Below are 15422 nucleotides of genomic sequence, written 5' to 3'. Positions count from 1 at the left end.
CCTCAATAACGAAACAACCGCCAGGACAACAGCCGGGCCAGCCCGACGATCAGCTTGGCGATCAGGTAATACAGCAGCGCCGCGAGGGCGAAATATTCGAAGGTGCGGAAGGTCTTGACGTTGTATTCCTGGGTGACACCGGTGAGGTCGTTGTTCAGGCCGACGACCACGCCCAGGGACGTCATCAGCACCGCCCAGACCATCTGGTTGGTCAACGGGTAGAAGACGATGCGCAACAGTTGCGGGACGATGATCATCCGGTACGCCTGGAAGGCGCTCATCCCCAAGGAGCGGGCGGCGCGCATTTGCGTACTGGGCACGGCCTTGAGGCCGCCGCGAAAGTTTTCCGCCAGGTAGCCGGCGTTGTTGAAGGTGATCCCGGCCAGCAAGGCCAGCCACGAACTGACATGCAGGCCGAGGGAGCCGAGGCCGAAGTAGAGGATGTAGATCTGGAACAGCGAAGGCGTGTTGCGGGCGATGGACACCCAGCCATTGCCCACGCCCCGCAGCCAGCGATTCGGGGCCTGGCGCATCACCGTCAGCAGCAGGGCGATCAGCACGCCGAAAATCATCGACAGCGCGGCGGTCTCGAACGTCACCCAGGCCCCGGCGAGCATGTCGGGCAGGGCGCGCAAGGCCGGGCGCCATTGGAAGCTGTAGTCAAACATGGGTCGGGCTCCCCGTGCGGGCGGTGGATTGCAGCCATGCCGGCGGTTGGCCGCGGGCCGCGGCGGTGCAGGCGGCCTCGACGCAGTCGGCGAGGGCGGCAAAGTGCACCCCGCGACCGACCAGGCCCGGTGCGTAATGGGCGTATTTGCCGGAGTTGGTCATCAGGGTGGTGGCGTGGGGCGGGATCACCGGTTCGCCCAACATGCACCAGCAGGTGTCGGTCACCAGCACCGCGCCGAAGGTCTCGATGGCGGTCAGGTACCCGGCTTTGCGGGCCTGTTCCAGTACCGCTCGGCCGCAGGTGATTGCCAGCACCACGTAGGGATGCTTGATCCGGCCCGTGCACAAAGCCGCGAGAGCGGCGAATTCGCTGAGGGAGAAATGCGGGTTGCCCAGGGACACCACGTCCACCCAATTGTCCCGGGCGCTGTTGAGCTCGCGCCAACTGGCAAGCAGGCCGGCGGCATCGACGCGTTCCTGCGGCAAGCTGACGTCGCTCTCCAGGACATCGGCCGGGTCGAGGGCTTCCGGCGTCACCCCGGCGATGTGGAACAACGGCGCGGCGCTGGTGGTGGCGAACGCGGCGCCGAAGGCCTTGAGGTCGTCCAGGCTCGGCGCGGCGTGTTCCAGCCCACGTATCAGCGGGATGCGCCGGCCCGCCAGGCTGCCGATGTGGTAGCCCAGCAGCGGATAGAAACTGTCATCCACCTGACCCAGCGCCGGCGCATCGACGATCAGCCGGGCCTTGCGCGGGTCGTCGAGATGGCAGCCGGTCAACGGCGCCCGCCCGCACAAGGCGATGCAGATATCGAGGAAGTCCGGGTACTTCTGCGTGCGCGCGCCCAGCACGCTGTTGGCGTAGACCACCGCGTTGGATTCGGCCCAGACGATTTGTTCGCCGGCCTTTGGCGCGGTGTCCAGCAGGTAGGGCGCGCAGGTGAAACTCAGTTGGGCGCCCATTGCCATGTAGGCATCGCCCAAGGCACTGGCCGGCTCGCCCAGGGCTGGATCGACGCCCAGTTCGCGCCAGCGGCGCTGGTCCACGGAGATGGAGTTGAGGGTGGTGGGTACACGCACCTTCGCCCCCCACTGCACCAGTTGTTCGGCAAAGCGCAGGCTGGCCGGGCCGGTGTAGATGCAGCCGTCGATGTGGGCCTGGGTCACGTCCAGCAATTGCGTGGCGCCCTGGAGCTCGGCCATGCGCAGCACGATGTGCATCGCCACTTGGGCGGCCTTGCCGTGGGTACCGTCGAGCAACGCCTGGTCCTGTTCGCTCAGCGCCAGGGTTGAAGGCATGGGCGGCTGCGACGCTGCGTCCGAACCGTGCCAACTGTCGTTGGGGCGGCGCCCAGTGAGGGTCAGAACGTCGCCTTCCAGGCGCACGAAACCCTGGCCGCGCAACCCATCGAAGGCCTCGTGCCCCACGCACAGCACCGGCAGCGAACGCTGGAAAATCACCTGCGCCACCAGCACGCCCAGGGTCAGGATTTCATCGGCTTCGGCGAGCACCAGGGCGGCGGGGGCGTGGCCGTTGCTGATCAGTTCCATCAACACGCTGCTGCCGGTGCAGGAGCCGCGTCCGCTGGGAATCGCCAAGACGCGCCCGGCCAGGCGCTGGCCACTCAAGGGATGGTGGCGGTCGATGACCTCGCCGCTGGCTGGATCGACCCCGCCCCAGAAACTCAGCCCCACCTCGGCGAACAGCAGGGCGCCCTGGGCGGCACCCTCCACCAGGCTGCGGCCTTTCACACGGACAGGCGTGCTTGGCATGCGCCGATCCTCAGTAGTAGACCTGGGGAACGGTCAGGTTGGCCGGCGGGATGTCGGTGCCGACCCATTTGACGAACAGCTCCTTGTAGCGGCCCGTGCGCACCTGCTGGTTGACGAACAGGTTGAGGTAGTTGAGCAGGCCGTACTCGCTGCGCTTGGCGCCGAGGGACACGTAGTCGATGACGTAGGGCGCATCACCGGCGATCTTCAGGCCCTTGTACTTGCCCGACTTGAGGGTCGCGGCGGCCACGGTGTTGGTCACCACGGTGGCATCGATGTGCCCCTGGGCGACGGCCAGCAAGGTGTCGTTCTGCGATTGGTAGGCGCGGAAGCTGCCGCTGCCCCAGCTCTTCTGGTCCTTCTCCAGGGCGATGGCTTCGTAGGTGCTGCTGGTGTTGCCCAGGGCTTTGCCCTTGAGGTCGGCGTAGCTGTTGATGCCAGTGTTGTCGCGGGTCAGCACAACCATTTGGAAGGCGAAGTAGGGCACGGTCAGGCCAACGGTCTTGGCCCGCTCCAAGGTGTCGGAGGTGGAGGCGACGATGACGTCGGCGCGACCGGACAGCAGCGCGGGGATTCGGTCGGAGAACGGGGTTTCCACCACTTCGGCATCGACACCGAGAACCTTCGCCAGATCGTTGCAATAGTCCACGTCGAAGCCCGCCGGTTTGTTGCTTTCGTCGCGAAAGCCCATCGGGGGGAAGTCCAGGGTCACGGCGCAACGCAGCTTGCCGGAGCCGATGATGTCATCGAGCTTGTCGGCGTGGGCGGGGGCGATGAAAAGCGGGGTGAGGACAACGGTGAGGGCTACGGCCAATGCAGGGTTTTTCATAAATGCCTCGCTGTCGAATAAATGCGGTGAGATATCGTATTGAGGATTTCGTATACGATATTAGATAAGCAATCGGCGTGCCTGTTTCTGCTTGCGCGCAGTAATCGTGCTGGAGGGCTGACCTAGAGGCGTTCCTGACGGGCGGTACACATAAGCGCGGGGTGCTACGTTGGATTCGGGGTGTTACAGATGGGAGCAGCCACAGGATCCGACGCCCCATCAGGGAACAAGAATCAGCGCTGATTCTCGCGATATTGGCTGGGCGACAGGCTGGTCAGGGCCCGAAACTGGCGGCTGAAGGCGCTGTGGTCGGTGTAACCGCAGCGCAGGGCGATCTCGGTGATCGGCAGGTCTTTGTCGAGTAACAGCCGCGAGGCCTCTTCCAGTCGTGCCTTGTGAATCATCTGCCGCGGCGTGAGTTGGAAGATGCGTTTGCAGTGCCGCTCCAGTTGCGCCACCGACAATTCGGCAATGGCGGTCAGCTCGGCAAGGCTGATGGGGCGGGCGAAGTGCTGCTTGATATGGGCGTCCACCGCCGCCAGTTTGTGGAACGCCGGATGGCTCGATTGAGGCAGTTGCAAGTCGCGGGAAATACCGGCCAGGCCGACGATCTGACCGTCTGGATCGTGCAGGGCGAGCTTGTGGGTCAGGCACCAGACGGGCTGGTTACCGTAATACAAATGCAGTTCGAGCTGGTCGGCCAACTCCCGCCCGCTGGCCAGCACCCGGCGGTCCTGTTCGGTGTACAGCGGGCCGAAGCGCTCGGGGAACACCTGGTCGGCGGTGAGGCCGAGCAGGTCACCGCTGTGCTTGAAACCGCAGCGCCGGGCCAGGGTCTGGTTGACGAAGGCGTAGCGGGCCTGTTTGTCCTTGATGAAAAACACCACGTCCGCGAGGGTGTCCAGCAGCGGGGCGATGGGCTGCAGGCTGCGCAGCAGGGTATCGAGGTCGCAGGGGGCTAGGGACGTGAGTGAGGGGTACATGGCCGGCGTTGTCTTTTTTGTGGGAGCGATGGCGGAGTGTCAGTCGAAAATGTAGTGCCTGTCACGCCGCCATCGCGAGCAGGCTCGCTCCCACAGGATTCCGGTGTGTTCACAGAACTGGGGGTTATGGCAATCCCCTGTGGGAGCCGAGCTTGCTCGCGATGACGGCGGCACAGGCAGCATCTCTACCAACTGACCCACCGCTATCGCGAGCAAACTCAGCTCCCACAGGGGATTTGTGATGAGTACAGGTCTGAGTGGGATGTGTGTCGGGTTCAGGTGGGTGGGGTCTCTTCCAGGTTCAGCAAGGTTTCGATCCGCGCCGGGCTGAAGGGTGGGCGGGGTGTGGGCGGTGTCCAGCCGAACAGGTGTTCCAGGGCGGCGCCGCACACTCGGCCCTGGCAGGCGCCCATGCCGCAGCGGCTTGCCAGTTTTGCTTCGCGCCAGTTCTCGTGGCCGACCAGTTCGCCGTACGGTACGTCTTCGCAGCGGCAGACCAGGGTGTCGCTGCAGGCCAAGGTCTTGAGCCGTGGATCGAGGGCGAAGGCCTTGTTCAATGCCCCGGCGAAACCCTGCCAACGCGCGCGGCGCGGCCACAGCTGCTGGGCAGCTGCGCTATTGCCGACGGCGGCATGGCCGGCAATGGCGCCTTCCACCAGCGCCAGTTCGCTGCCACCAAAACCGGTGCATTCTCCAGCGGCGTAATGTTCATGGCGAGTGGTCGCTTGCCAGGCGTCAACCGCCAACGCCTGGTCTTCAACCGCGCAACCCAGGGCCTGGCCTAATTGGGTATTGGGAATGAGCCCGAAACCACAGGCGAGCCGGTCGCAGGCCAATTCAATCGTCTTGCCTTGCTGATGCAGGCGCACGCCCTCCAGCCGTTCCCGACCGAGCGCTTCCACCACGTGGGTGTCGGTGCGGTAGTGTCGGTCGAACAGACTGAACGATTGGCAAAACTTCCCCGGCCAGCGCGGCAGTTGTGCGGCGAAACCGGCGACGGCGCCGCGACGGGCCTGCTCGGCGATGCGCAGCACCTGTGCACCTTGATGCTTTGCCGTGGCGGCGCTGGCCAGCAGCAAGGGGCCGCTGCCGGCGATGACCAGCCGTTCGCCGCGCACCGGCAAGCCCCCTTTGATCAGCGCCTGCAACCCGCCGGCACCGGTCACGCCGGGAAGTGTCCAGCCGGGAAACGGCAGCAGCAGCTCACGGGCACCGGTGCAGAGGATCAAGCGTTCGTAGCTGATCTGCCAGCCGCGCTCGGCATCTTCCACCAGCAAGGTTTTATCCGCCGCGCAGGCGACCACGCGAGTACCGGCATGGCAGCGTACGTTGGCGTAGGTGTGCAGTTGCTCGCGCAGGCGTCGGGCGGCGCTGGGCAGGTTGGCCTGGGGGCCGTCACGCCAGATCTGCCCGCCGGGCAGCGGGTTGTCGTCCAACAGCACGATGCGTGCGCCGCTGCTGGCCGCGGCGAGGGCGGCGGCCATGCCAGCGGGGCCGGCACCGATGATCAGCAGGTCGGTGGTTTCGTTCATGGTCGGGTCTGCACCTGCATGCCATCGAGACACAGGGTCTGGCAGGCCAGGCGTCGACGACCGTCGATCAGCACCCGGCATTCCTGGCAGATGCCCATGCCGCACAACGGCGCACGGCGCTGGCCGCTGACCGAGGTGCGACTGCAACCATCCGCGCCCAACGCCAATGCCGCCGCGACGCTGGTGCCGTTGGCGACGGACAGTGGGCGGCCGTCCAAAAACAAGTCAGGCATGGGGACAATCCTCCTTGGCTAAGCGGATGCCTTGAGCACACCCAAAACCTGTGGCGAGGGAGCAAGCTCGCGCCGGGTCTGTAGGAGCTGCCGAGCGGAGCGAGGCTGCGATCTTTTCCCTGATAGCTCGAATCTCAAGCGAAAGATCAAAAGATCGCAGCCTTCGGCAGCTCCTACGGTGCCCAGCGCGAGCTTGCTCCCTCGCCACAGGGGATGTGTGTCGGGCTTCAGGCATAGGCCGGTTCTCCCAAAAAACGCTGCGGCAGGTAAGGCTGCGCGGCCAGTGGTGAGGTTTCGTCGAACAGCTGCGCCACCAGCAGGTCGGCCGTCGCCGGCGCGGTGGTGACGCCCAGGCCCTCGTGTCCCACCGCCAGCCACAGCCCTTTGCGCTGCGGATGTTGGCCCACCAGGGGTAAGCCGTCGGGGCTCGCCGCGCGAAAACCGGTCCAGGCCCTGATGCCGTTCAGATGCGCCAACCCTGGCAGGTATTCGACGGCGCGCTTGAGCATCTTCGCCAGCATCCAGCCTTCCACCTGCGGGTCAAGGGTGCCGAACTGCCGCGAGGCGCCAATGAACAATTGTCCGGTCGGGCGTGGTTGGATATTGCACGCCACCGACGGTCCGCTGGCGTTATGGGCGCTGGTGACATAGCCCAGTTCGACCAGGGTGTGGGTGACAGTGGCGAGGTAGCGGTCGGTGATCAGCAGGTGGCCTTTCTTCGGCACGATCGGCAGTTCCGGGCACAATTCAGTGGCCTGGATGCCATTGGCGAGAATCACCGCTTCGGCGCTCAACCAGCGACCGTCGTCGAGGCGCACGCGATGACCGTCGACTTCGCTGACCTGCGCCCGTTGCTGGCGAATGTTGGGCGCGTCCAGCATCCAGCGAGCGGCCGCCGGAGCGTAGAGGATGCCGTCGCCCTTGATCAGCAGCCCACCTTCCAGCCCCGGGCGCAGCTCGGGTTCACGCTGATGCAGCGCGGCGTGGCCGATCAGTTCGCAGGCTTCGCCATGGGCCAGCAGGTTCAGGTATTTGCTATGGGCCACCGCCATTTCTTCGGCATTGGCCGCCAGCCACAAGGTGCCGTTGTTGCGCCAGGCGCAGCCGTCGGGCAGGGCTGGGGCAAGCTCGCGCCAGCGTTGCAGGGAATATTGACTGAGGGCCAGTTCCGCCGGGTTGTCATCGAGCACCAGCAGGTGCCCCATGCCGGCCGCCGTGGCGCCGTGCCAACCGGCGTCCAGCACCAACACGTTGACGTTGCGTCGGGCCAACGCCTGGGCGCAGGCCGCACCGATGATGCCCGCGCCAATGATGATCACGTCGGCGACATGGCCCTCGCTCACGGACGAATGCCCCAGGCGAACGGGTCATCCGCTTCGATGATCAGTGTGGTTTCGGCGCTGATGTAGGCGCGACCGCGAATGGTCGGCACGATGCGCTCGCCCGAGCGCTCGTAGGAAGCCTCGAACTCGCTGCCAATGACACTGGCCTGGCGCCAGATCTGCCCGGGTTGCAGTTTTCCATCGGCCGCCAGGCACGCCAGTTTGGCGCTGGTGCCGGTGCCGCAAGGGGAGCGGTCATAGGCCTTGCCCGGGCAGAGCACGAAGTTGCGGCTGTCGGCTTGCGGGTCGTCGGCAAACAGTTCGATGTGGTCGATCAGGCCGCCGTCCTCGCCGCGAAAACCCTGTTGTTCCAAGGCTTGCTGCACGGCGTAGGTGTAGGCGGTCAACGCGTCGAGGTTATCGCCGGCCACGCGTTGGCCATGTTCGGCGACCAGGAAAAACCAATTGCCGCCCCAGGCCACGTCGCCCACCACCGGGCCGATGCCGGGCACCTCCAGGGCCAGGGCCTTGCGGTAACGGTAGGCCGGCACGTTGCGCACGCTGACCGAGCGGTCTTCGTGCAAAGTTGCCTGTACCGTGCCTACCGGGGTTTCGATGCTGTGCACGCCGGGGTCGATCCTGCCCAGGTGAGCCAGTGACGCCACCAGGCCGATGGTGCCGTGGCCGCACATGCCCAGGTAGCCGCTGTTATTGAAAAAGATCACGCCGGCACAGGCGCTGGGGTCCACCGGTTCACAGAGCAGCGCCCCCACCAGCACATCGCTGCCCCGGGGTTCGAGCACGCAGGCGCTGCGCCACGCATCATGTTCCGTGGCCAGGCGTTGCTTGCGCTCGGCCATGCTGCCCTGGCCCAGGTCAGGAAAACCGTCGGTGACCAGTCGGGTCGGTTCGCCGCCGGTATGGGAGTCGATCACGGTGATGCGTTTCATGGGAGGGCCACGTCCGTTCAGATGAGTGACGGCAAGCGTGGCCCGCGCCAGGGGGCGACGGCTTGATGGTTTTACCTGTCGCCGATGACGAAATCGGCACAGCGTTGGCCCATCAATGGCTGGAAGGCAGGAACTTGAACAAGGTCTCGCAGACCCCGGCGATGTGTTCGTCCAGCAGCGCCACGGCCTGCTCGACATCACCGGCGCGGCAGGCCTTGATGATTGCCCGGTGCTCGTGATCGGCACGGTCCTTGCCCGCCGAAAGGCTCATTTGCATGCGCAAGTAGCGCTCCAGCTTGTCGTGCACCGAGCGGATCAGGCTCACCATGAAGGGCCGTTGCGCCGGTTCGTAGAGGCAGGCATGCAGTTGCCAGTTCAGTTCGGCCCAGCGCCCGACGTCGTCTTCACCGATGAACTCCTGGCAGATGCTTTCGGCGCGGGCGAAGGTGGCTTCGGTCATGTTGGGAATCGCCAGGCGTAGCACTTTGTCTTCCAGGAGCATGCGCACCTCGAACATCTGCGCCAGCTCCGCCTCGGAAATGCGCGTCACCATCGCCCCGCGATTGCGCTGGAACATCACCAGGCCCTCGGCCTCCAGGCGCTTGAGGGCTTCGCGCACGGGGATCTTGCTGACGTTGAACTGCCGGGCGATATCATCCTGGCGAATCGGCTCGTCCTCGGCAAAATGCCCGGCCACGATGGCATCGCGCAGGTGGCGGGTGATGATTTCCGAGGTGGAAGGGGTGTTGCCCAGGTCAGGCAGGTTGAACTTGGATAAAGTCACGGCGGCGGGTCGTTCGGCTTAGGTGGGGATATGGTATACGACTTTGCCGAGCGCGGTCCTTGAAGCAGGCGATGAAGCCGTCAAGGATACGAAAACTGTGGCGAGGGGATTTATCCCCGCTGGGCTGCGCAGCAGCCCCCAAGATGAGCAGATCCTATCTGCCTGACACACCGCAATGTCAGGTTTTAGGGCTGCTGCGCAGCCCAGCGGGGCGGTGCGACGTTTCGCTAAATCCCCTCGCCACAAGGTTTTGTGTTCAGCCGTGGGACAGATGGGCCACATACGCCTGCGTCCGGACTATGCGCCATCCCGTGACAACCGCCCCCGCCAACAACGCCAGGCCAAACACGATCAACGCCACATCAGCGCCAAAAGCGTCAGCCAACAACCCGGTCACCACCACCGGGAGGCTGAACCCGACATAGGCGAACAGGAAGAACCCGGCGCTGACCCGGGCCTTTTCCGTGCCGGCCATGGCCGTGACGGCCGATAACCCGCCCAGGTACAGGAAGCCGTAGCAAGCGCTGCTGGCGCCCAGTGCTCCGAGCAACACGGCGAGCAGGGAGCCGGTGCTCGCGCCCCAGGCCAGCAACGCGTAGCTCGCAGGCAGGATCAACAAGCCCAAGCCCGTGGCCCTGGCCGGTTGCATGCGCCGAACCCAGGGCTGGAAGAGCAAGCCGCAACTGATGACCGTGAAGGTCGACAGGCCAGACCAACGCTGCAAGTCGTGGGTCGCCAGCACTGACGGCAATATGGCGATGACCAGGCCCGAGGTCGCCCAGGCCAATAGCATGGAAAAACTGTAGGGCAGGCTGCCGGCGGGAAACAACGGCAGGCGCAGCAATGGTGCGTCTTTGATGTTCAGCGCCGGGTCCGGTAACCGCCAGACCACGACGATCGCGATGGCAGCCAACATCAGCTGCAACCAGAAGCTGCCGGGCGTGGAGCTGTGATGGACGAACAGGAACAGACTGGTCAACGCCGCGCCCAGGCCAAAGCCCAGGGAGGTGCTGGCGGTGACCCGGTTGGCCGGCGAGCGGGGATCGCGGGTTGCCATGAGCTCGGCCATATAGGCGGTTGATGTGGCCGAGGCCAGCCCTGTGCCGATCCCCATCATCAGGCGCGCCACGCCCAGCGCCTCGAGGCTCGGCCAGAGCAGTGTCACCAGCGTCGCCAGCATCGACAGCCCGAGGGCGACCAGGATCAACGGCTTGCGTCCCACCCGGTCGGCCAGCCCACCGAATGCCAGCAGGACCGGCAGCACGCCCAGCACATAACCGGAAAACGCCACCGCCGTGGCACCGGCCCCGTAGCCGGACAACTGTGCGTAGGTGGTGTACAGCGGCGCCTGCAGGTTGACCGCGAGGGTGATCAGGCAAAGGCCGAAAGCCAGCCCCCAGGAATGTCGATGCGATGGGTTCAAGGGTGTTCCTTAAAGGGTGTGCATGAAGTCCCGGGGACTATCACTGCCGGGCACAGCGCAAACAAGGAACAGACCCAGGCCATTTGTGCTTAACTGTTCGCTAAAAATTCGAGAACACTTAGCCAAGAGTGCCAGCCGTGGACCTGAAGATTGATCGCAACGTTGCCGAGCCCGTGATCCGGCAACTCGTGACGCACCTCATGGGCTGGATCAACGCCCATGGCATCCGCCCCGGCGCGCGCATGCCGTCCATTCGCCAACTGGCCCGGGAAAACAGCCTGAGCCTGTCGAGCGTGATCAAGGCCTATGACCAACTGGTCGCCAGCGGGGTGCTCGAGTCTCGGCACGGTGCGGGCTTTTTTGTCGCGCAGCAGTTGGTCCGGCCCGTGGAGCCGGAGCCCGAAATGGATAACGCGCGGTGGCGGTTGTTCGACAATGAGTCGACGCAGCTCAAGCTTGGTTGTGGCTGGCTGCCCGACGCCTGGCGCGACGACACCGACCTGGGCCAGGCGATCCGCCAAGTGGTGCGCAGCGACAACCACGCGTTGTTCAACTACAGCACCCCGCTGGGCTCGCCTCATCTGCGCCTGCACCTTCAAAAGCGCCTGGGCCTGATCGATATTCATGTCGACCCGGCGCAAATCATCACCACCCAAGGTGCCAGCCAGGGCCTCGACCTGCTGGTGCGAACCTTGCTCAAGCCCGGTGACCTGGTGCTGGTGGAAAGCCCTGGCTACTACAACCTGTTCAATCTGCTGAAACTGCATGGGGTCCAGACCGTGGCGGTGCCAAGAACCGCGCAAGGCCCGGACATCGCCCGCCTGGAACAGCTTCTCGGCGAGCACAAACCCGCGTATTTCTTCATCAACAGCATGTACCAGAACCCCACTGGCACCAGCCTGGCGCCGAGCGTGGCCTATCGTCTGCTGCAACTGGCAACCGCCCATGACTTTCGCCTCATCGAGGATGACATCTACGCCGATTTCCAGAACGGTCCGACCTCACGCCTGGCCTCCCTGGATGCCCTGGACCGGGTGATCTACCTGGCGAGTTTTTCCAAGACACTGTCCAGTTCGCTGCGCATCGGTTACGTGGTCGCTCATCCCGAGATCATCCAGCGCCTGGCCGAAGTCAAGATGATTACCGGCATCGGTTGTTCGCTGCTGGCGGAAAACGTGGTGGCGACGTTGCTGGCCAACGGTGCTTATCGCAAGCTGATCCAGCGCTTGCGCCAGCGCCTGAACAAGCAGATGGCGAGCACGCTGCGCCAATTGGACCCGGCCCACTGGGAGGTATTTGCCGAGCCGATGGGGGGCCTGTTCGTCTGGGCCAGGCCGCGGTGGCTGGCGGCACAACGAGTGCAGCAGATCGCCCGGGAGCTGCAAATCCAGTTGTCCCAAGGCTCGACGTTCCTGCCCCAGGGCGAGGCGTGCGATTGGTTGCGGTTGAACGTGGCTTATACCCAGGATCATCGTGCGCAGGTGTTCTTCCAGCGGGTGGAGCAGGAGTCGATTGCGGCGGGTCAATAGGGTCGGGGGTGATTGTTCTGGCGCCATCGCGAGCAAGCTTTGTTCCCACAGGGTGAGGCAGGGGCCAACCACAAGACTTGTTCCCGCTGAAGATCCCTGTGGGAGCAAAGCTTGCTCGCGATGACGGACTGACCGGTCACAAAAAACGTCAGTGTTAATGGGAATAGATATCAAACGACAATGAGTTACTGTATCTTTCGCGACACATTTTTGTCAGCCTCCCGATGTGGGTGGCTTGTTTCCATTAGGATTGTGCATCGATGCGTCGGATTCTCGTTTCACTGTGTGTGCTCCAGGCTTATTCCATTCCCACCTGGGCCGAAGAGCCAATCCCTGCCAAGCCGGCCTCCCTTGAGTTGCAAGCCACGGATATCGTCGGTAACGCCGACTATGAATCAGCACAAGGTCCAGTGAAGGGCTATCACGCCACCCGTTCGGCCAGCGCCACCCGTACCGACACGGCGATCCATGAAACCCCGCAATCGATTTCCGTGGTGTCTCGCGACGTGGTCGAAGACCTCGGCGCTACGCGCCTGCAGGACGCCCTCGATTACGCCGGCGGGGTAGGCCGGGGCAACAACTTTGGCGGCCAGGGCCTGACCACCTTCACCGTACGCGGTTTCACCACCGGAGAGTTCTACCGCAACGGCTTCCCGATCAACCGTGGCTACCCGAACATGCCGGACGCCAACACCATCGAGCGGCTGGAAGTCCTGCGCGGCCCGGCCACCATGCTTTATGGCCGTGGCGACCCGGGCGGTACCTTCAACGTAGTGTCCAAGCAGCCGTTGGCCGAGCGCACGGTGACCCTGGGCAGCCAGGTCAGCGACCAGGGGATGCGTCGCGGTACGTTGGACGCCTCCGGTCCATTGGACGAGGAAGGGCGCCTGGCTTATCGTCTGAACGTGATCGGTGAGGGTGGTGACACGTTCCGCGACCACGTCGAGACCGAGCGCTACGGCATCGCGCCAGTGGTGAGCTGGCAGGTCAACGACACCACGCGCCTGACCTTCGAAGGCGATTTCATGCGCAACAATGCGCCGCTGGACCGTGGCTTGACCCATTACCCCGGCCAGCGCGGCACCGCGTCGCGCGATACGTTCTTCGGCGAAAAAGACGCCGGCAAGCTGCACAACGACAACAACATGCTGCAGGTGCGTTTCGAGCACATGCTCAACGACGACTGGACCCTGGCCGGCGGTACCCAATGGCTCGACGGCACCTTGCAGGGCAATGCCGTGGAGGGCAACAGAATCGGCGCCGATGGGCGTACCCTGAGTCGCAACTTCAACTACCGCAAGCTGGAATGGACCGACCGCGACACCCAGCTCAACCTCACCGGGCATTTTTCCACCGGCGGGTTCGAGCACACGTTGCTGACAGGCATCGAGTATGAGGACTACGACTACCAGTCCATCATCCAGCGTTCCTCCGGCGCCGCCGGTGCCTACCCGATCGATATCTTCGACCCGGTGCATGGCCAGCCACGCCCGGCGTTGACGCGCAAGCCCACCGATGACCAGGAAAACCTCAAGACGTTTGGTGTGTTCGTCCAGGATCAGGTGGCGCTGACTGAGCGCCTGAAGGTGTTGGCAGGGGCGCGTTTCGAGCATTTCGAGCATGAGTACGAATCCTTCGTCCCTCAGGCTCGGCCCGGTAGCCGTAACTGGGACAAGACTGAAAATGCCGTCACCCCACGCCTGGGGGTGATCTACGATCTGACCGATACCGTTGCGCTCTACGCCAACACCGCGCGCTCGTTCAAACCCAACACCGGAGCGAGTCGCCAGGGTCAGGGTGAGGGGTTTAAGCCGGAAGAGGGCAAGTCCTACGAAATGGGCGTCAAGTGGGAAGCGCTGGATCGCCAGTTGAGCGTTGACGCGGCGATCTACCAGATTGAAAAGCGCAACGTCCTCACGCCCGACCCGCTGGACGCCACCTTCAACGTGGCTGCCGGGGAAGTGCGCAGCCGTGGCTTTGACTTGAACGTGGCGGGCAATTTGACGCCAGAATGGCGCGTGATCGGTGGCTACGCGTATGTGGATGCCGAAGTGACCAAGGACATCAATATCCCGTCCGGCACCCGCCTGCTCAACGTGCCCAAGAACTCCTTCAGCCTGTTGAACGTCTACGAGTTCCAGGACGGTGGCCTCAAAGGTCTCGGCCTGGGCCTGGGCGCCAAGTACGTCGATGAGCGGGCCGGCAATACGGCGGCCAGCACCTTTACCATGGACAGCTACACCGTCGTGGACCTGCTCGGTTACTACAAGGTCAACGAGCGGATTCGCCTCAACCTGGACCTGAAGAACCTGTTTGACGCCGACTACGAAGAGGGTGCATTCGGTGGCGTCTATGCCTACCCAGGCGCCCCGCGAACCGTGCAGGCCGGCATCTCCTACACGCTCTGAGTTCCGCGTTTCATGAAAACCCCGAAGGTTCTGCCTTCGGGGTTTTTCTTTATTACCACTTGCCTCTCTACCACTTGCCTGTGCTCATCCCGCCGTCCACCGGCAGTATCGCGCCCGTCGTGAAATCGGCGCCCGCCAGGTACAACACCGCCTCGGCAATTTCCTCGACGGTGCCCACGCGACCGGCCGGGGCCAGGTTGTCGAGGAATTCGCGGTGAGCCGGGTCGTGCATGGGCGTGTCGATGATGCCGGGGGCGACCGCGTTGACCTTGATGTTGTGGGGCGACAGTTCCAGGGCCAGGGCGCGGGTCATCTGGTTGACGCCGCCCTTGATCAACACCGGCAGTGCTGCCGGCACCTGGATGTTCGGTTGCAGGGCCACGGCGGCTGAAATGTTGATGATGAAGCCTTGCTGGCGCCCGATCATGTGCGCCGCAGCGGCCTGGCTGGCGTAGACGAGGCCCTTGAGGTTGGTGTCCAGCAGCGCGTCCAGGTCTTGGGGGCTGTATTCGACGAAGGGTTTTGGCAGGAAGAAACCGGCGTTGTTCACCAACCCGTCAACGGCGCCAAACGCCTTGACGGCTTGAGTGATGAGGGCGGTTGAAGTAGCCGGGTCCGCGATGTCGCCGGCCACGCCGATGAAACCGGCCGGGTGGCCGAGCTCGGCGGCGGCAGCGTCCAGGCCGGACGAGGAGCGGGCATTGCCCACCACGTTATAATCCCGACCCAGGAACGCCTTGACCAAACCCAGGCCGATCCCGCTGGAAGCGCCGGTAATGATGACGGTTTTTTTGAGACTCATGATTGACTCCTGATCACATTGAGTTGAACCGGTGCGCCTGTGTCGGCGGTGGTTGAGCTCAGGGTATTGATGCCTCAGGGTTTGATAAATAAGGCTTCTGGTACTTGAGTTGATACGTCATGTAATCAATCTAAAATACCCATAAATCCCTGTGGGAGCGGGCTTGCTCGCGAAGGCGGTGTGCCAGT

General features: G+C 64.0%; 13 protein-coding genes. 2 read left to right on the top strand and 11 right to left on the bottom strand.

Annotation, left to right across the window (positions count from 1 at the left end; all coding sequences use genetic code 11):
• Window positions 1-2 precede the first annotated feature (2 nt).
• The 10 genes from AD662_RS16435 to AD662_RS16390 all read right to left on the bottom strand — a co-directional run bounded on the left by AD662_RS16435 (window position 3) and on the right by AD662_RS16390 (window position 10495).
• A complete protein-coding gene (locus AD662_RS16435) occupies window positions 3-668 on the bottom strand; it encodes an amino acid ABC transporter permease (protein ID WP_046062705.1) in 666 nt (221 codons plus the stop codon).
• Window positions 661-2439 carry a cis-3-hydroxy-L-proline dehydratase gene (gene lhpI, locus AD662_RS16430; protein WP_053188907.1) on the bottom strand — a complete coding sequence of 593 codons (1779 nt, stop codon included), beginning with the start codon at window positions 2437-2439 and terminating at the stop codon, window positions 661-663. The genes AD662_RS16435 and lhpI overlap by 8 nt, the downstream gene beginning before the upstream one ends.
• Before the next feature lie 10 nt (window positions 2440-2449).
• The gene (locus AD662_RS16425; RefSeq protein WP_053188904.1) at window positions 2450-3268 is read right to left on the bottom strand and encodes an ABC transporter substrate-binding protein; all 819 of its coding nucleotides are present in this window, start codon (window positions 3266-3268) and stop codon (window positions 2450-2452) included.
• Window positions 3269-3501: 233 nt separating this feature from the next.
• Window positions 3502-4251: an AraC family transcriptional regulator gene (locus AD662_RS16420; protein WP_024616201.1), complete on the bottom strand. Its 750-nt coding sequence runs from the start codon at window positions 4249-4251 to the stop codon at window positions 3502-3504.
• Window positions 4252-4526: 275 nt separating this feature from the next.
• A complete protein-coding gene (locus AD662_RS16415; RefSeq protein ID WP_053188901.1) occupies window positions 4527-5783 on the bottom strand; it encodes an NAD(P)/FAD-dependent oxidoreductase in 1257 nt (418 codons plus the stop codon).
• Complete coding sequence (locus AD662_RS16410) at window positions 5780-6016, bottom strand: 2Fe-2S iron-sulfur cluster-binding protein (protein WP_018609598.1); 237 nt, start codon at window positions 6014-6016, stop codon at window positions 5780-5782. Before AD662_RS16410 ends, AD662_RS16415 begins: the two co-directional genes overlap by 4 nt.
• A gap of 227 nt (window positions 6017-6243) precedes the next feature.
• Window positions 6244-7359: an NAD(P)/FAD-dependent oxidoreductase gene (locus AD662_RS16405; RefSeq protein WP_053188898.1), complete on the bottom strand. Its 1116-nt coding sequence runs from the start codon at window positions 7357-7359 to the stop codon at window positions 6244-6246.
• A complete protein-coding gene (locus AD662_RS16400; RefSeq protein ID WP_053188896.1) occupies window positions 7356-8288 on the bottom strand; it encodes a 4-hydroxyproline epimerase in 933 nt (310 codons plus the stop codon). Before AD662_RS16400 ends, AD662_RS16405 begins: the two co-directional genes overlap by 4 nt.
• A gap of 112 nt (window positions 8289-8400) precedes the next feature.
• Complete coding sequence (locus AD662_RS16395; protein WP_053188893.1) at window positions 8401-9072, bottom strand: GntR family transcriptional regulator; 672 nt, start codon at window positions 9070-9072, stop codon at window positions 8401-8403.
• Between the two features lie 256 nt (window positions 9073-9328).
• Window positions 9329-10495 (bottom strand): MFS transporter, encoded by a 1167-nt coding sequence (locus AD662_RS16390; RefSeq protein ID WP_053188890.1) that lies wholly within the window; start codon window positions 10493-10495, stop codon window positions 9329-9331.
• A 137-nt stretch (window positions 10496-10632) separates the two neighbouring features.
• Between AD662_RS16390 and AD662_RS16385 the strand changes: the two genes are divergently transcribed.
• Window positions 10633-12024 (top strand): aminotransferase-like domain-containing protein, encoded by a 1392-nt coding sequence (locus tag AD662_RS16385; protein WP_053188887.1) that lies wholly within the window; start codon window positions 10633-10635, stop codon window positions 12022-12024.
• A gap of 260 nt (window positions 12025-12284) precedes the next feature.
• Window positions 12285-14432: a TonB-dependent siderophore receptor gene (locus tag AD662_RS16380; protein ID WP_053179459.1), complete on the top strand. Its 2148-nt coding sequence runs from the start codon at window positions 12285-12287 to the stop codon at window positions 14430-14432.
• Between the two features lie 67 nt (window positions 14433-14499).
• Here AD662_RS16380 and AD662_RS16375 read toward each other — a convergent pair whose 3' ends face one another.
• Window positions 14500-15234 (bottom strand): SDR family NAD(P)-dependent oxidoreductase, encoded by a 735-nt coding sequence (locus AD662_RS16375; RefSeq protein WP_053188884.1) that lies wholly within the window; start codon window positions 15232-15234, stop codon window positions 14500-14502.
• Window positions 15235-15422 lie beyond the last annotated feature (188 nt).

The organism is Pseudomonas kilonensis (assembly GCF_001269885.1).
In the GTDB taxonomy this organism is placed as follows: Bacteria; Pseudomonadota; Gammaproteobacteria; order Pseudomonadales; family Pseudomonadaceae; genus Aquipseudomonas; species Aquipseudomonas kilonensis.
This window is presented reverse-complemented; position numbering and strand designations above follow the sequence as displayed.